18 protein-coding genes are annotated in these 17,639 nt (G+C 36.6%); 14 read left to right on the forward strand and 4 right to left on the reverse strand.

From position 1 onward, the window contains the following. Nucleotides 1-110 precede the first annotated feature (110 nt). The 5 genes from CIL05_RS07900 (at nucleotide 111) to CIL05_RS07920 (ending at nucleotide 4,201) form a co-directional block, all read left to right on the forward strand. Nucleotides 111-776 carry a PspA/IM30 family protein gene (locus CIL05_RS07900; protein ID WP_095654984.1) on the forward strand — a complete coding sequence of 222 codons (666 nt, stop codon included), beginning with the start codon at nucleotides 111-113 and terminating at the stop codon, nucleotides 774-776. 73 nt (nucleotides 777-849) lie between these two features. Further along, entirely contained in the window at nucleotides 850-1,530 is a 681-nt protein-coding gene (locus CIL05_RS07905; RefSeq protein ID WP_095654985.1) for a metal-dependent hydrolase, read from the forward strand. Nucleotides 1,531-1,766: 236 nt separating this feature from the next. Further along, nucleotides 1,767-2,519 carry a prepilin peptidase gene (locus tag CIL05_RS07910; RefSeq protein ID WP_240510141.1) on the forward strand — a complete coding sequence of 251 codons (753 nt, stop codon included), beginning with the start codon at nucleotides 1,767-1,769 and terminating at the stop codon, nucleotides 2,517-2,519. Nucleotides 2,520-2,593: 74 nt separating this feature from the next. Further along, a complete protein-coding gene (locus tag CIL05_RS07915; protein WP_095654987.1) occupies nucleotides 2,594-2,821 on the forward strand; it encodes a hypothetical protein in 228 nt (75 codons plus the stop codon). Nucleotides 2,822-2,893: 72 nt separating this feature from the next. Next, the gene (locus CIL05_RS07920; protein WP_095654988.1) at nucleotides 2,894-4,201 is read left to right on the forward strand and encodes a DRTGG domain-containing protein; all 1,308 of its coding nucleotides are present in this window, start codon (nucleotides 2,894-2,896) and stop codon (nucleotides 4,199-4,201) included. A 26-nt stretch (nucleotides 4,202-4,227) separates the two neighbouring features. On the opposite strand, the gene CIL05_RS07925 is transcribed toward CIL05_RS07920, so the two are convergent. Continuing rightward, nucleotides 4,228-4,521 carry a YtpI family protein gene (locus CIL05_RS07925; protein ID WP_095654989.1) on the reverse strand — a complete coding sequence of 98 codons (294 nt, stop codon included), beginning with the start codon at nucleotides 4,519-4,521 and terminating at the stop codon, nucleotides 4,228-4,230. 91 nt (nucleotides 4,522-4,612) lie between these two features. On the opposite strand from CIL05_RS07925, the gene CIL05_RS07930 reads away from it, so the two are divergent. After that, a complete protein-coding gene (locus CIL05_RS07930) occupies nucleotides 4,613-5,560 on the forward strand; it encodes a DHH family phosphoesterase (RefSeq protein ID WP_095654990.1) in 948 nt (315 codons plus the stop codon). A gap of 51 nt (nucleotides 5,561-5,611) precedes the next feature. On the opposite strand, the gene CIL05_RS07935 is transcribed toward CIL05_RS07930, so the two are convergent. The 3 genes from CIL05_RS07935 to ytrH all read right to left on the reverse strand — a co-directional run bounded on the left by CIL05_RS07935 (nucleotide 5,612) and on the right by ytrH (nucleotide 6,777). Next, the gene (locus CIL05_RS07935; protein WP_095654991.1) at nucleotides 5,612-5,809 is read right to left on the reverse strand and encodes a YtzJ family protein; all 198 of its coding nucleotides are present in this window, start codon (nucleotides 5,807-5,809) and stop codon (nucleotides 5,612-5,614) included. A gap of 132 nt (nucleotides 5,810-5,941) precedes the next feature. Next, a complete protein-coding gene (ytrI, locus tag CIL05_RS07940) occupies nucleotides 5,942-6,445 on the reverse strand; it encodes a sporulation membrane protein YtrI (RefSeq protein ID WP_095654992.1) in 504 nt (167 codons plus the stop codon). Further along, nucleotides 6,445-6,777 (reverse strand): sporulation membrane protein YtrH, encoded by a 333-nt coding sequence (ytrH, locus tag CIL05_RS07945; RefSeq protein WP_095654993.1) that lies wholly within the window; start codon nucleotides 6,775-6,777, stop codon nucleotides 6,445-6,447. Before ytrH ends, ytrI begins: the two co-directional genes overlap by 1 nt. A gap of 141 nt (nucleotides 6,778-6,918) precedes the next feature. Between ytrH and dnaE the strand changes: the two genes are divergently transcribed. The 8 genes from dnaE to CIL05_RS07985 all read left to right on the forward strand — a co-directional run bounded on the left by dnaE (nucleotide 6,919) and on the right by CIL05_RS07985 (nucleotide 17,634). Continuing rightward, nucleotides 6,919-10,272, forward strand: a complete 3,354-nt coding sequence (dnaE, locus tag CIL05_RS07950; RefSeq protein ID WP_095654994.1) for a DNA polymerase III subunit alpha — start codon at nucleotides 6,919-6,921, stop codon at nucleotides 10,270-10,272. A 135-nt stretch (nucleotides 10,273-10,407) separates the two neighbouring features. Then, nucleotides 10,408-11,646, forward strand: a complete 1,239-nt coding sequence (ystJ, locus tag CIL05_RS07955) for an NADP-dependent malic enzyme (protein WP_095654995.1) — start codon at nucleotides 10,408-10,410, stop codon at nucleotides 11,644-11,646. Between the two features lie 24 nt (nucleotides 11,647-11,670). Continuing rightward, on the forward strand, nucleotides 11,671-12,276 hold the full coding sequence (locus tag CIL05_RS07960; RefSeq protein WP_095654996.1) for a FadR/GntR family transcriptional regulator: 606 nt from the start codon (nucleotides 11,671-11,673) through the stop codon (nucleotides 12,274-12,276). A gap of 143 nt (nucleotides 12,277-12,419) precedes the next feature. After that, the gene (gene accD, locus CIL05_RS07965; RefSeq protein ID WP_095654997.1) at nucleotides 12,420-13,280 is read left to right on the forward strand and encodes an acetyl-CoA carboxylase, carboxyltransferase subunit beta; all 861 of its coding nucleotides are present in this window, start codon (nucleotides 12,420-12,422) and stop codon (nucleotides 13,278-13,280) included. Further along, nucleotides 13,277-14,233 (forward strand): acetyl-CoA carboxylase carboxyl transferase subunit alpha, encoded by a 957-nt coding sequence (accA, locus tag CIL05_RS07970; protein WP_095654998.1) that lies wholly within the window; start codon nucleotides 13,277-13,279, stop codon nucleotides 14,231-14,233. The genes accD and accA overlap by 4 nt, the downstream gene beginning before the upstream one ends. 187 nt (nucleotides 14,234-14,420) lie before the next feature. Further along, nucleotides 14,421-15,380: a 6-phosphofructokinase gene (pfkA, locus tag CIL05_RS07975; protein ID WP_095654999.1), complete on the forward strand. Its 960-nt coding sequence runs from the start codon at nucleotides 14,421-14,423 to the stop codon at nucleotides 15,378-15,380. A gap of 24 nt (nucleotides 15,381-15,404) precedes the next feature. Next, the gene (gene pyk / locus CIL05_RS07980; RefSeq protein WP_095655000.1) at nucleotides 15,405-17,165 is read left to right on the forward strand and encodes a pyruvate kinase; all 1,761 of its coding nucleotides are present in this window, start codon (nucleotides 15,405-15,407) and stop codon (nucleotides 17,163-17,165) included. Nucleotides 17,166-17,247: 82 nt separating this feature from the next. Continuing rightward, on the forward strand, nucleotides 17,248-17,634 hold the full coding sequence (locus CIL05_RS07985; RefSeq protein WP_095655001.1) for an FxsA family protein: 387 nt from the start codon (nucleotides 17,248-17,250) through the stop codon (nucleotides 17,632-17,634). Nucleotides 17,635-17,639: the final 5 nt, after the last annotated feature.

The raw sequence follows: 17,639 nt of genomic DNA on the forward strand, positions 1-17,639 counted from the left end.
TTATAACAGAAACTACTTTAGTATTAAATTTGTGCTATTTTGAAACTTTTAAAAAAAATTAACGTAATACTTAGTATAGCTCTAATCAAAAATTTAAAGGAGGACTTTACATGTTTAAATTTTTTAAACGGATGAAGACAGTTGTAGGCTCTGAATTGAATGCAATGTTGGAAAAAGCTGAAGATCCAGTCAAAATGTTAGAGCAGTTCATGCGTGATATGGAAGAAGATATTAGAGAAGCAGAGGGTGCAGTTGCAAAACAAATCGCTAATGAAAAAATGCTCAAACGAAAAGCAAACGATGCTCAGGCGTTGGTAGACAAAAGACAAAAGCAAGCTGAGTCGGCTATTGAAGCTGGAGATGACAGCCTTGCCCGACGTGCCCTTGAGGATAAACAGGAACATGCCAAACAAGCAGAAGTGTTAAATGAATCCTGGGCAAGAGCAAAAAGTGATTCTACTGAAATTAGAGAAAAATTAGATGAAATGAAAAAAGAATATAATCAGATGAAATTGAAAAAAGATTCATTAAAAGCACGTGCAGAAACTGCTAAAACGAAAACTAAAATGAATCGAACCATGTCATCGGTTGGCGGTGATGAATCAAGACAAGGTTTTGAACGAATGGAAGAGAAAGTTTTACAGTACGAAGCTGAAGCAGAAACTTCAGAAGACCTGTCTCAATCAGCCCGTACATTGGATGATGAGTTTGAAAAACTTGAGGAAAGCAGTGTGGATAAAGAATTGGCTGCATTAATAGAGAAAATGAATAAGTAATTTGCAGATCGGGTAGAGGATAAGTGATGCTCATGTGTGTGAGTAAATAGTCAATAGGTTAGGAGAGGTTTTGTTGAAAGTTTCTTATTATGGACATTCTGTTGTAAAAGTTGAAACAGAATCACATAAAATATTAATTGATCCATTTATCTCGGGAAACGACGCATGTGATTTAGATGCAAATACGGTTGAAGCAGACGTTATTTTATTAACACATGCACATAATGATCATGTCGGTGACACATTCGACATTACGAAACGAAATAACGCTTTAGTTGTTGCACCAAATGAATTGGCTGTTTACTTAGGAACAAAAGGACTAAACACACATCCAATGCATATTGGCGGTGCACATGATTTTGAATTTGGCCGTGTGAAATTTACCCAGGCCTTTCATGGATCTTCTTATACTGAAGAAGATGGCACAATGATCTATGGTGGAATGCCCGGTGGAATTCTATTAACCGTTGAAGGGAAAACGATTTATCATGTAGGTGATACTGCATTATTCACCGATTTGAAAATGTATGGCGAAATGAATGAAATTGACATTGCCTTTGTTCCTATTGGTGATAACTTTACGATGGGTCCGGAGGATGCGTTGATAGCTGCAGACTGGATAAATGCGAAGATTGTAGTGCCTGTGCATTATAATACGTTTCCGGTGATTGAACAGGATGCTGAAGCATGGGCAAGTAAAGTTAAGACTGGTGAAGGTAGAGCGATGGATATTGGGGAACAAATGGAGTTGTAAATTGAAACCCCATGAGCTGATTTAGTTCATGGGGTCAATTAACTAAAAGGATATTGTGATTTTCAGGTTCCTTATAGTGTTTTCATATGTCTTAGATTTAAATAACTACCTTCACAAATTAGCTTTTCCAAATATCCTCACGATCCATTCTAATTTTTCTCCCATTATTTTACTATAGTTAATCCAATTATTTACTTGAAATTTAAAAACAAATAAAAAAACAAGGGGTTATGATCTTGAATACTACTTTACTTCTTTTTTTCCTCTTTTTTGGCCTAATCTTAGGTTCATTTTTTAACGTTGTTGGATTACGCCTCCCAAAGAATATCTCCTTTGTAATTGGTCGATCTAAGTGCCCACATTGTAAACATCAATTAGCCTGGTATGAAAATATACCGTTTATATCTTTTATCATTCAAGGGGGGAAATGTCGTCATTGCAATGAAAAAATCTCATACATTTATCCGGCAATTGAATTATCCACAGGGATGTTATTTGCATTAAGCTACATCAAAATAGGCTTAAACACAGAGCTGATAACAGCATTACTTCTAGTTTCCATGCTCATGATCATTCTAGTATCTGATATAAAATATATGCTCATACCTAATAAAGTTCTCCTATTTTACTTACCACTTTTTTTTATAATCCGTATCATCCAGCCTCTTATTCCATGGTGGTCCTCTATTTTGGGTGGACTAATTGGATTTGTTCTTCTTGCAGCGATTATATTAATCAGCCGTGGAGGTATGGGGGCAGGAGATATGAAGTTATTCGGTGTTTTAGGTATTGTTTTAGGAGTGGACAAGATTTTATTAGCTTTCTTTCTTGCCTGTTTAATTGGATCAATTACCAGCATTCTGTTACTAATTTTTAAGTTAATTAAACGTAAACAGCCAGTACCTTTTGGCCCTTATATCGTTATAGCAACAATAATAACCTACTTTTACGGAGACTTTCTGTTAAACTGGTATTTTAATTTTTTATAATGTTTCCTTTTCTCTTGCTGTAAGTTCTGAAATAAAACAGAAAATCATACAGTATTATGGAGGAGGGGAATGTTATGCGTCACTATGCTATTTTGCGACTACTGCTCGCTGGATTTTTATTATATTTTGCCTGGCCAGTTATACCACAGGCAGCCTCGTCACTGGAATTACTATTCTGGGGGGGATGGTTAATCTTTTTTCTGTTGGTAGTTGGTGCAAATTTTTCAACTCTATTACGTATGACGAGGCCACCGGTGATGGAACAGGAAGAATTAAACAGGCGACGTACCCATAATCATTGAGTTTCAGTCAATTCAACTGTATAATTAATAATAATTAGTGGACTAGTACAGTTGAAAGTTGGTGAACATCCAATGATAACTAAACATGAACAAATTATCCAGCATATCTTAACACTTGAGGTTGGACATAAAATATCTGTCAGGCAAATTGCAAAAAAGTTAAATGTTAGTGATGGCACGGCATATCGAGCAATTAAAGAGGCGGAAAATCAAGGAATAGTAAGTACAATTGAACGTGTGGGGACAATTCGGATTGAACGGAAGAAAAAAGAGAATTTTGAACGGTTAACCTTTGCCGAGGTTATAAATATTATTGATGGACAAGTTTTAGGTGGAAGAGAAGGGCTCCATAAAACATTAAATAAATTTGTAATTGGAGCAATGAAACTTGATGCAATGATGCGATATACAGAGGCTGATTCTCTATTAATTGTCGGTAATCGTATAGAAGCACATGAATTGGCATTGAATGAGGGTGCAGCAGTTTTAATTACTGGTGGCTTTGATACAGAGGATCATATAAAGGATCTTGCTGATGAAAAAAAACTGCCGATCATATCTACCAGTTATGATACGTTTACTGTCGCGGCAATGATCAATCGGGCCATATATGATCAGTTAATTAAGAAAGAAATCGTTTTTGTCGGTGATATTTATACTCCCTACGACAAATCCTATTATTTATATGGGAAGGATAAGGTTAAACGATGGTATGAGCTTAATGAGGAATCAAAACATACCAGATATCCGGTTGTTAATGATAAAGGCAGTGTTGTCGGGATGGTCACATCAAAGGATATTATCGAAAAAAATAGTGAAGAACTGATTGAAAGAGTAATGAGTAAGAATCCTTTAGTTGTCCAGGCAAAAACCTCACTTGCATATGTGGCACATATGATGGTCTGGGAAGGGATTGAAGTGGTTCCGGTTGTAGATAAGGCATACCATCTGAAAGGTGTTGTCTCAAGGCAGGATGTGCTTAAGGCCTTACAGCAGATTCAGCGGCAGCCACAGGTTGGTGAGACAATTGAAGATATCGTATCAAATAATCTTGTTGCTTCAGACAAGGATGAGGCTGTTTACTATACAGAAGTAACACCGCAGATGACAAATCAGTTGGGGACACTGTCTAATGGGGTCTTTACTGCATTAATTACAGAAGCAAGCAGCAGACTGTTACGTCATCTTAAAAAAGGTGATTTAGTCGTTGAGAATTTAACTGTTTTTTTTATTAAACCGGTACAAATAGATAGTAAATTAACGATAAAACCAAGGCTGCTCGAAGTTGGGCGGATCTATGCGAAAATAGATGCAGAAGTCTTAAATGGAAAAAAGGTCGTTGGAAAAGGATTAATTATGGCACAATTAATTGATCGGTAAAAGAACAAAAGCTGACTATCTGATAGTCAGCTTTCATTTAATCTTTTCCATTCACTTCGGTAGTGCTTCACTTCTTTAAATCCTCTATTTAATTGTAGTCCACCAAGGATGACAAATACAATACCGATGAATAAGGAGATTGTCGTTTGATAAAATACATATTGGTTTATACCGAAAAAGAGAATGAAACTTCCAAGACATATTCGGGATCTTGCGTTAAAATATAATTGTGTCAGTTCTTCATTGCTTTTTAAGATTGCAACCTTATAATAAACATACAGTGCAATTGAAAGTACGATAATAATTGGGAAAATAACCATATAATCTCTCCTAATTTATAATTGCCATTATATATTGTAACCTGTTTTAATGATTTTTGCTATAAAGATAAACCAGATTGGGGTAAAAGAAATGACCATAAAACAAATTATCGACACAATTAAACAATACGATACAATCATTATACATAGACATGTCCGACCGGATCCTGATGCGCTTGGTTCACAGGCAGGGTTAAAGGAAATGATTAAACAATCATTTCCAGGTAAAAATGTGTATGCGGTGGGAGAAGAAGATCCATCATTCACTTTTTTAACCGAAATGGATAAAATTGATGATCGCGTTTATGAAAACGCACTTGTAATTGTATGTGACACTGCGAATGCTGCACGGATTTGTGATGAGCGTTACAGTCTTGGTGATAAGCTAATTAAAATTGATCATCACCCAAATGTGGAGCCATATGGCGACTTATTGTGGGTTGATCCATCAGCAAGCTCTACAAGTGAATTGATTTATGAACTATTTACGTATGCCAAAGAAGAAGGTTTTCATTTAAATGACGAAGCTGCACGTCTCATTTATGCAGGAATTGTTGGCGATACAGGGAGATTCCTTTTTCCGAGTACAACAAAGAAGACATTTCAATACGCTGCAGAACTTGTGACATATAACTTTGATCGCGCCTCTTTATATGATGGTATGTATAACATCAAAAATAATATTGCGAGACTTAGAGGATACATCTTACAAAATTATAAATTGTCACCATCGGGTTTAAGTACGATTAAACTTACAAAGGAAATTTTGGATGAATATGGGGTAAAACCTACAGAAACAGGGCAATTGGTTGGTGTTTTAGGTGATGTTGAAGGGATTAAAGCATGGGCATTTTTCATTGAAGAGGATGACTTAATTCGTGTTCGTCTCCGTTCAAAAGGACCTGTAATTAATGAAATTGCTGCAAAGTATAATGGTGGTGGACATCCACTGGCATCAGGTGCATCTGTGAAAACATGGGAAGAAACTCACTGGGTGATTGATGATTTAGAGCAGGCCTGTCTGACTTTCTCCGAATAAAAATAGCTGTCCCTTTATAGCTAAGGGGCAGCTGTGTATAAAACTTAAGTATCAGCTTGATTTTTTATCAGACATTGGAATAAACCAGCAACCGGTTTTAGTATCATCAAAATATACATGTAAATGTTCTCTCTCGATGTCACGTTTAATTAATCGAATAAGCTCATGTGTTTCCGCATATGCAGTGCGGCCTTCTTTCAATTGAGCCATTTTTTCGTCACGCATTCGTCTGTGATTCATTATTAACATATGAATCAACTCCTTTCATTCAAATTAGTATATGAAAGTAATTTAAAATGTGCCTATATTTTATTAATATTATTATATAAAAATATTATCCAAGTAGCTACAAAATAATCAAAGATTCATGAAATGTTCACATTAATTTGAAAGTTTTGCATCAACTATAATTTTTAAGGTTGGTGATATGGTTAGCTTTTTAATTTCAAAGTAATAAGTGAAATCATCAATAGTGAATGCTTTATTTTCAATCGTGGCACTTAAGAGTTCTTCACTTTCATCAATTAACGTAACGGCTTGACCAACAACATGACTTATTTCTTCTTTGATCAGTTCTTCCAGTTGCCTTCTGATCAATCGATCCGGAAGAACTTCCTCCCAGTTGGGGATACTCACTTCAATTGTTTCGACAGTAAGGGGTTCTTTTGCTTTTTCATCCAGGTCTGCTTTATCTTTAAGCAAAGCCTCATTATGATTTTCTAAATCTGTTATTTTTGATTGGAAATCAATATTCTCTGCCAACAGATCCTCATACATGGATCCATACATATAAATGACTATAAAATATGCTATAATTCCTCCAAGAACAGCTCCAAGAAAGAAGTACTGCCATGTCTGCTTTTTGTGATATGGTGGAATATGCATTACGAAATATCCTCCTGAATGAGCCATTCGATTAATACAATGGCTGTTTTTACTCCACCCATAGCGGATAATATAAATAAGGCCTGTTTAAACAAATCCAACATGGATCCTTCAAATAAACCTTTTTCAATATTGGAGATTGCGTCAAAGGTTCCTCCAATAGCAGCGACAATTGCCCATATGCGCAATTTTTTAGCGATTGTACCTACAGCTGTTAAAGGCGCGTCTCCTGTAGCAAATTCACCAATGCTTCCGATGATTGCGCCACCTATAATGACACCAAATGCGATAAAATAACAGTGAATAAACGTAGCAAAAAAACGTTCTTCCATAAATGTGCGCACTCCTTCTAAAGCATGTTCTCTTTCATATTATGAATAGAGTGGACGGGTTATGATGAATTTTTCGTATTACCGTATGCACGTTCTATAGAGATTGGTATAATGGAAATAGCGTAGTAAAGGCGGGATTTTATGTCATATACACATTTACAGGTGAGAAGTGGATATAGCCTGATGAATAGTACAATTACGATAGAAAAATTAGTAAAGCAGGCGAACCTTTTGGAATTCGATTCGCTGGCACTGACGGACGAGCATGTATTATATGGTGTTATTCCTTTTTACTATGCTTGTATCAGTCATGGGATAAAACCAATTATTGGAATGACTGTAACAGTGGAAAACGATGATCAGGATACAGAACATTGTATTCTCCTGGCTAAAAATAATACGGGGTACAAGGAACTTGGAATAATTAGTACAAACATCAATCAACAGCAAAAGAAAAAAATCAATATAGAAGAACTAAAGCCCTATACTGAAAACTTAATTTGTATTTTACCAACAGGAAATCATACAAAACTCCAGAACTTATTTGAAACAGAAACACATGATTTGGTAAAAAAATATGTAAATACATGGAAAAATGTTTTTTCTGCTGGCGAATTTTATTTGGGGATACAGGATCATGGCCTGAATCGTGAACAGAATATACATCAATCATTAAAAGCATTTCACGAAACCTTTGAAATCCCCGTTACTGCGATAAGCGATGTACGTTATCTTAATGAAAATGATGACAGTGCTTATGACTGCCTTCAAGCAATGAAAAATGGCAACCCATGGCCGATGAGAATTACGGATCCGGAAGTGAAACAACGTCATTTGCGTACTTGCAGGGAGATGGAGGAAGTTTTCCATTTCTGGCCGGAAGTACTTTATGAAACCGAAGTAATTAAAGATAAATGTAATGTAACATTTGATTTCAATCAACGTATGCTTCCATCATTTCCTGTTCCAGAGAATTTGGAAGCACATACTTATTTGGAAAATATGTGCCAGGAAAATTTATATAAAAAATATGATATGGTCACTGATGAAATAGCAGATCGCCTGACATATGAGCTGAATACGATAAAGTCCATGCAATTTAGTGACTACTTTCTGATTGTTGCTGATTTTATCGCCTATGCTAAAAACAATGATATTTTAGTAGGACCTGGGAGAGGATCATCAGCTGGTTCCATCGTAGCCTATTTACTTGGAATTACAGATGTCGACCCGATAAAATATAATCTTTTGTTTGAACGCTTTCTAAATCCAGAACGATTGACAATGCCTGACATTGATGTTGATTTTTCTGATGCAAGACGTGATGAGATAATTGATTATGTGAAAACGAAATACGGAGAAGAACATGTTGCACAAATTATTACATTTGGAACATTTGCAGCACGCTCATTATTAAGAGAATTAATTAAAACAATGGAAATTGATCAACAGGACGCTGATTTTATATTGAAGCAGATTCCACTTTCAACGAAGGAAAGTATTGTTCAATTGGTGAAGGAATCAGAGGAATTAAAACAATTTATTAAACAGTCCAATAAACTGAGAGCATTATTTTCCATTGCAGCAAAATTGGAAGGGATACCTAGACATATTTCAACACATGCAGCAGGTATCGTTATTAGTGAAAACCCATTGATTGAACATGTACCACTTACCAGAGGTGCTAATGATACAAGCCTGACACAGTTTACGATGAACGATTTGGAAGCAATCGGATTATTAAAAGTTGATTTATTAGGGTTACGCAATTTAACCTTACTTGAAAGAATTATCCAATCGATAAAATTTTCGGGAGATAGGAATATGACATTACATACTATTCCTGAAAATGACTCTCAAACTTTTGAGTTATTAAAAAAGGGACAAACAAACGGTGTGTTTCAGCTAGAATCTCGAGGCATGAAGCAGGTACTGACAAGATTAAAACCATCAACCTTTGAGGATATTGTTGCTGTCAATGCACTGTATCGCCCAGGTCCAATGGATTTTATCCAGACATATATTGATCGAAAATATAAAAGAGAAAAAGTAACGTACCCACACCCTGACTTAAAACCAATATTGGAAAAAACATATGGAGTTCTAGTCTATCAGGAACAAATCATGCAAATTGCTAATCGAATAGCAGGTTTTTCTCTCGGTAAAGCGGATATACTCAGAAGAGCTGTCAGTAAAAAGAAGCAGGATGTAATGGATGAACAAAAACAAGCCTTCCTAAACGGCTGCATGGAAAATGGATATAGTAGAGAAGTTGCTGAAGAAATTTTTAGCTGGATTGTGAAGTTTTCCAACTATGGATTCCCAAGAAGTCATGCCGTTGCTTATAGTAAAATTTCATACCAGCTCAGCTATCTAAAAGCTCACTATCCTGCCAGCTTTTTTGCAGAGTTATTAAGTTCAGTCGCAAATCAGCAGGATAAGGTTCAAGCATATATCAAAGAAATAAAAGACTTAAATTTATCAATTGCTGCACCATCGATCAATAAAAGCTTTGGAAAGTACTCCGTGGAACAAAATACAATTCGAATGGGATTATTAACAATAAAAGGTATTGGTAATCAAGTAGTACAGGAAATTATCCGTGTTCGTAAAGAAGGCAAATTTAAAAACTTATTTGACTTCTGTTTGCGGGTTTCATTGAAAGTAGTGAATCGAAAGATAATTGAATTGCTGATTATGGCTGGAGCATTTGATGAGACCTATTCCAATCGGGCTAGTCTATTAGCATCAATAGATCAGGCAATGGAACAGGGTGAACTGTTTAGAGAGTTTCATGATCAGCCAACTATTTTCCAAGAGAAGATTGAACTGGAAGCAAGCTATGTAGAAATAGAAGATTTTAGCCAAGTGAAAAAATTGGCAGATGAAAAAGAACTTCTGGGTATCTATGTTTCCAGTCATCCATTAACAGCATATAGAAAAAACTTAAGGGATAACGGTTTTGTTTCGATGAAAAATGCTGAAAACCTAATAGGTAACAAAAATATTAAAACTGCAGCTATCATTCAAAACCATAAGAAAATCCGGACAAAACGGGGAGATCCGATGGCATTTATTACAATTGGGGATGAAACAGGGGACACGGAAGCAGTTGTATTTCCCGAGCTATACCGGGAATCAAGCAGGTGGCTAGAAGAGGAAATGATGGTCATGGGAACCGGAAAAATAGAGTCAAGAAATAATCGTATACAATGGCTTCTTGCAGAGCTTCGTCCATTTGATGAAAATGAATTAATATCAACCCAGCTGCAGCGTTTATTTATACAAATCACAGAACAGGATAGTGAAAATGCTTTAATCAAAATAAAAAACATTGCACAGATGAATCCTGGGAGTACACCGATTATCATTCACCATGAAAAACAAAAAAAGACGTATCAGCTGTCAAATGAATTTTTTATTAATCCGAATTTTAATTGTTTACAAGCTTTAAGAAACTATTTTGGTAAAGACAATGTGGTTTTAAAAAAATAGTTTTCCATACTTTACAGTAAAATACCATCTGTTATAATAAAGAAACCAAGGGTGGTCTGACCACCTTGAAAGTGCTTTCATATTATTTTACACTTGATTTTAAAATTTCTACTCGAAAAGGAGCGATTATATAAAATGGCAAGCCTAAGAGATGAAGCATTGCATATACACAAAGTGAATAAAGGAAAACTAACAACCCAATCAAAGATTCCCGTTCGTAATGCGAAGGATTTAAGTTTAGCATATTCCCCTGGTGTAGCTGAACCATGTAAAGAAATTTATGATCGTAAAGAAGCTGTTTATGATTATACAATGAAAGGTAATATGGTTGCAGTAGTGAGTGATGGTTCAGCAGTTTTAGGACTTGGAAATATCGGACCTGAAGCAGCATTGCCGGTAATGGAAGGGAAATCGGTATTATTTAAAAGCTTCGCAGGAGTAGACTCTTTCCCAATATGTTTGGCAACACATGATATAGAAGAGATTGTACAAACAGTAAAATTAATGGAACCTACTTTTGGTGGTGTTAATTTAGAGGATATCGCTGCACCGAATTGCTTTATTATAGAAGAACGCTTGAAGAAGGAAACAAATATACCTATTTTTCACGATGATCAGCATGGGACTGCAATTGTAACAGTTGCTGGTTTAATAAATGCATTAAAGCTTGTCGGGAAATCTTTTTCTGACATCAAAGTAGTAGCAAACGGTGCAGGAGCAGCAGGGATTGCAATCATTAAATTATTATATAGTTTTGGTGTCCGTGAGATGATTATGTGTGATTCCAAGGGAGCTATCTTTGAAGGTAGGCCTTATGGAATGAACGATATTAAAGATCGGGTTGCAAAATTTACAAATCAGGATAAAAAAGAAGGATCACTTGATGAAATTGTTGAAGGTGCAGATGTGTTTATCGGTGTATCCGTTGGCGGTGCACTAACCAAGGAAATGGTAAAAAAAATGAATGATGATTCCATTATTTTTGCCATGGCAAATCCTGATCCTGAGATATTGCCTGATGAAGCAAAAGAAGCTGGAGCAAAAGTAATTGGGACAGGTCGATCTGATTTCCCAAATCAGGTGAATAATGTTCTAGCCTTTCCAGGGATTTTCCGCGGGGCATTGGATGTCCGTGCAACAAGAATCAATGAAAGAATGAAAGTAGCTGCAGCATATGCCATTTCATCGTTAATATCTGAGGAAGAGCTCCATGAAGATTATGTTATTCCGGCTCCTTTTGACGTGAGGGTTGCACCATCAGTTGCATCCGGTGTTGCAAAGGCTGCAATGGAATCAGGTGTTGCGAGAATTCAAATGGATCCAGAAGAAATAGCGGAAAAAACAAGACGATTAACACAAATAGATGATGAATAAGGTGTTAAATTAAAGGAGTGAATCATGGCAGTGACCATGTCACCGAAGCAAAAAGTGTATCAGGCAGTATTACAAGAAATCCGTAAATTCATAGAAATGAATGATTTGAAGTCCGGTGATAAACTGCCTTCTGAACGAGGGCTTTCAGAGAACTTGAAGGCAGGAAGGTCATCCATCAGGGAAGCACTTCGAGCCATGGAATTATTGGGTTTGATAGAAACAAGACATGGGGAAGGTACATTTTTAAGTACATATCGCCCCTATCAAACGGTTGAGCTATTATCTTCGTTTATATTACAGGAAAATACTACGAGAAGCGATTTGATGCTGACAAAAAGAATAATGGAAAAAGAAGCTGCAAAACTTGCATTTAGCCAAATGAATGAAGATGCTGTCGAAGAGCTAACTTCATTGGTGAATGATTCCTCGCTGAATCCTGACGAGATGCATGATGCATTTTTTAACTATCTTTTTAATCAATGTGATAATCTTTTATTAAAAAAAGTTTGGCAGTTAATGGACGAATTTTCTCAAACAATTAATAAACAAAATTATAATACGGATTTTTATGAGGAACTTATTAACCTTTATACCACAAGAAATTATCAGTCCATTGAAGCTTTGTTTTAAATATAACTAAGGTCAGCTGGCTATTATACATTAATTTATATTCTCGACTATATATGACACCTTTTTTATTTGTATTATATTAAAATTATAAATTAAAGTGGTGTTGATTGTTTCAAGGTTCATTGGAAAAAGGAGGAGTTACCTTGCTTAAGGATTTTTTTGGCAAGCGAAAGAAATATGCATCCATTCCAAGTGAACAGGCTAAGTCAGATGTTCCGGAAGGGTTAATGCAAAAATGCAGTAAATGTCATAAGATATACTACCGTAAAGAAATGAAAAAAAAATTAAATGTATGCCCTAACTGTGGATATCATCATCCATTGACCGCTTGGGATCGAATCGAAAGTCTTTTTGATGATGGGAAATTTCAGGAATGGGACGAAAATCTCACATCCGGTAATCCTTTAGATTTTCCAGATTATGAAGAAAAGATAGAGAAAGATAAAAAGAAAACTGGATTGAATGAAGGAGTTGTGACCGGAAAAGGTACTATTGATGGACAAGCGACTGCATTTGCTGTCATGGATGCCAGCTTCCGAATGGGAAGTTTAGGTTCAGCAATGGGAGAAAAAATAGCAAGAGCTATTGAAAATGCCAGGAAAGAATCACTACCCTTTATAATCTTTACCGCTTCAGGTGGCGCAAGAATGCAGGAAGGTGTATTAAGCCTCATGCAAATGACTAAAACATCTATTGCAATTAGAAGGTTTTCCGATGCAGGGGGATTAATGATTTCTGTTATGACACATCCAACAACAGGAGGGGTGTCTGCCAGCTTTGCATCATTAGGTGATTACAATTTTGCTGAGCCTGGTGCACTGATTGGTTTTGCAGGCCGAAGGATTATTGAACAAACCATTCGGGAAAAACTTCCTGATGATTTCCAAACAGCTGAATTCCAGCTGAAGCATGGACAACTGGATAAGGTTATCCACCGACATGAGATGAAATCATTGCTCCGGGTATTACTGGAAATGCACAAGAAGGGCGGAGAGGTCTCATGAAGCAGGTGCTTGAATTTGAAAAGCCAATTATAAATCTTAAAGAGAAAATTGCAGAATTAAAAAACTTTACAGAGGACAGCGAAATTGATTTATCGGAAGAAATAAATACATTAGAAAAAAAATTGGCCGAATTAGAAGATGATATTTACGGAAACCTGAAGCCCTGGAATCGAGTACAGATGGCAAGACATCAGGAGCGTCCTACGACATTGGATTATATTGACAAGCTGTTTACCAATTTTATTGAGTTTCATGGGGACCGCTCATTTGCGGACGATGAAGCGATCGTGGCAGGAGTCGCGTATTATAAGAATATGCCTGTAACTGTAATAGGCCATCAACGGGGAAAAGATACGAAAGAAAATATCCGAAGAAATTTTGGTATGCCACACCCCGAAGGTTATCGCAAAGCATTACGACATATGAAGCAAGCTGAAAAATTTAATCGTCCAATCATTTGTTTTATTGATACAAAGGGAGCATATCCAGGAAAAGCTGCAGAGGAACGGGGACAAAGTGAAGCAATTGCCCATAATTTAAAGGAAATGGCCGGACTAAGTGTACCAATTATTTGCATAGTTGTTGGTGAAGGTGGGAGTGGCGGAGCACTTGCATTAGGTGTTGGTGATCACATACATATGTTGGAGAACTCAACCTACTCTGTTATTTCACCTGAGGGCGCTGCAGCACTTCTATGGAAGGATTCCGGCTTGGCTCAAAAAGCTGCCGAGTCTATGAAAATAACGTCATATGACTTAAAACAGCTTAACATTATAGATCAAATCATACCAGAACCTAAGGGTGGTGCACATCGCGACCTTGAGCAGCAAGCGCAGTACATGGATCCGGTGCTGGAGCAATCATTATCCCTGCTAAAAGGATACGGAACTGATGAACTACTTGAGAAAAGATGGGAAAAATATAAAAAAATTGGCGATTATAAACTACTATAAAAGTGAAGAGTCATTATAAGTATGTGTAAGAGGTTGGCGAAATCAGTCAGCCTCTTACTTATTGAAATCATAATTTTATTAAGTAAATGTATAATTAATTGCTATTTTGGCTCTTTCACATTATCTTTGAATAGTAGGATATAGTAGAATAGGTAACAAATCTGTACAACTAGAGGTGAAAGTAAACATGAAAAAAATAGGCGTTTTAACAAGTGGTGGAGATGCCCCTGGAATGAATGCAGCGATTCGTGCTGTTGTCAGAAAAGCGATATACCACGAAATAGAAGTATATGGTATAAAGAATGGTTTTCAAGGGCTGATGGAAGGTGATATTGAAAAAATGGAGATTGGTTCCGTTGGTGATATCATTCATCGTGGTGGAACTGTATTATATTCTGCCAGAAGTGAAGAATTCAAAACTGATGCAGGTCAGCAAAAAGGTATAGAACAATTAAAAAAACATGGGATAGAAGGTTTAATTGTTATTGGTGGTGATGGTAGTTTTCGTGGAGCCCAGAAGCTAACCGAAAAAGGCTATCCTTGTATTGGTGTACCCGGAACAATTGATAATGATATTACAGGTACTGATTTTACAATAGGATTTGATACTGCCTTAAATACAATAATCGAAGCGGTAGACAAAATACGAGATACTGCTACTTCACATGGAAGAGCCTATATTATTGAAGTAATGGGAAGAGATGCAGGTGATCTGGCGCTTTGGGCAGGTCTTGCTGATGGTGCGGAAAGTATTTTAATACCGGAACAGCAGACAGACTTTAATGATGTTGTTGACCGATTAAATCGTGGGCATGAACGGGGAAAAAAACATAGTATCATTGTTGTGGCAGAAGGTGTAGGCAGTGGCTTTGATATAGGAGACCGTATAAAAGAAGCAACTGATTTAGAAACAAGGGTTACTGTACTTGGGTATATTCAACGAGGTGGTTCACCAACGGCTTCTGACAGAGTATTAGCAAGTCGTTTAGCTGCTGAGGCAGTTGATATCTTATTAGCTGGAAAAGCCGGAAGAATGGTGGGCATTCAAAATAACCAATTGGTAGACCATAGTATTTTGGAAATATTGTCACAAAAACATGTTATTAATGAGAAAATGTATAAATTATCACAAGAACTTTCTATATAGAGTTAATTTGAAGGAGGAAGCATAATGAGAAATACAAAAATCGTTTGTACGATTGGCCCTGCTTCTGAATCGATCGAAACACTGGAACAATTGATTGAGTCAGGAATGAATGTGGCACGCTTGAATTTTTCCCATGGGGATTATGAAGAACATGGAAATCGAATTAAAAACATTAGAAAAGCTGCGGAAAATAGTGGGAAAACAATCGCAATTTTATTAGATACAAAAGGCCCTGAAATTAGAACAGGGAATTTTGAAGATGGACAAGCTGAACTAGTCCAGGGCAGCACTGTCTTTATAGCTATGAACGAGGTGCAGGGGTCTGCTGAAAGATTTTCAATTACTTATGACGGTTTAATTGATGATGTCCATATTGGTTCAAAAATATTATTGGATGATGGTCTGATTGAATTGGAAGTAATGGATATTGACCACCAAAATAAAGAACTTAAAACACAAGCTTTGAATTCGGGTTTGATTAAAAATAAAAAAGGTGTAAATGTGCCTAATGTATCTGTCAATTTACCGGGTATTACAGATAAAGACGCAAAAGATATTGAGTTTGCAATAGAGCAGGATCTGGATTTTATTGCTGCTTCATTTGTACGTCGACCTTCAGATATATTAGAAATTAAAGAATTGCTGGAAAAACATGATGCGAACAATATTAACATCATTCCTAAAATCGAAAATCAGGAAGGTGTAGACAATATTGATAGTATTTTAGAAGTTAGTGATGGTTTAATGGTTGCCCGTGGTGATCTAGGTGTAGAAATCCCGGCAGAAGATGTACCACTTGTTCAAAAAGAGTTGATTAAAAAATGCAATACTGCAGGTAAGCCTGTAATAACTGCAACACAAATGCTTGACTCCATGCAAAGAAACCCACGTCCTACCAGAGCAGAAGCATCTGATGTTGCCAATGCAATTTTCGATGGAACCGATGCTATTATGCTTTCCGGAGAAACAGCTGCAGGTATCTATCCAGTTGAGTCGGTACAGACAATGAGCAATATTGCATTAAAGGCGGAATCGGGGTTGGATCATAAATCAATTTTAACACAGCGTTCGAGATCAGTAGATATGACAATCACAGATGCTATCAGTCAATCTGTAACGCATACTGCAATGAACCTCGGAGTCAGTGCAATATTAACGCCAACAGAAAGTGGTCATACAGCCAGAATGATTTCAAAGTATAGACCAAAAGCTCCCATTGTTGCTGTAACTTTTTCGGAAAAAGTAAACCGTCAGCTTTCCTTGGTCTGGGGTGTACATGCCGTTGCGGGTAAACGAACAGATTCAACTGATGAAATGCTTGAGGTTGCTATTGAGCGTGGCTTAAGCACGAACCTCTTCACCAGAGGAAATAGAGTTATAATTACTGCAGGGGTTCCAATTGGTGAAAGTGGAACAACAAACCTGCTAAAGGTACATGTAATTGGAGATGTAATTGCCAAAGGACAAGGAATCGGTCGGCGCAGTGCCTATGGAAGAGCTGTGGTTGCCAAGAATGCTGAAGAGGCAATCAGTAAGGTAAACGAAGAAGATATTCTTGTAACATTTGGAACAGATAGAGACATGATGCCTGCAATAGAGAAAGCAAGTGGTCTTATTACAGAGGAAGGTGGATTAACTTCCCATGCCGCTGTTGTAGGATTAAGTCTTGGAATTCCTGTGATTGTTGGGGTTAGAGATGTTTTTAATCTTATCCAGGATGGTCAGGACATTACAATTGATGGAGCAAAAGGTGATATTTTCAAAGGACACACAAGTGTACTTTAAACAACGCTGATCATGTAAAAAGAAGGGGAGGATGTCCCTTCTTTTTTACTTGAAGATAGGAATTAAGAGAGGGTGATATGTCATGCGTTGGTTACTCTTAATATTATTAGTATTATCGGCACTGGAAATAGGAGTATTTATTTGGATTGGTGGATTGATTGGCCCATGGTGGGTAGTTTTGGTTATTGTACTAACAGGTATTATTGGTATGATGCTGGCTAAACAACAAGGAATGGAAACATGGAATCGGGCCAGACTATCTATGAGTAATGGCCAGGCTCCAGCAGAATTTATTATTGATGGAATTTGTATTTTTATTGGTGCAGTTTTTTTATTTACTCCTGGTTTCATCACAGATACTGTAGGTTTTCTTTTAATTATTCCTTTAACCCGTAAACCATTTAAAAAAAGTATCCAAAAAATAGCGAAGCAGATGATGAACAAAAGTACGATTATTTATCGTAGATAGTGATG

This window comes from Virgibacillus profundi, assembly GCF_002287375.1.
In the GTDB taxonomy this organism is placed as follows: Bacteria; Bacillota; Bacilli; order Bacillales; family Amphibacillaceae; genus Virgibacillus_K; species Virgibacillus_K profundi.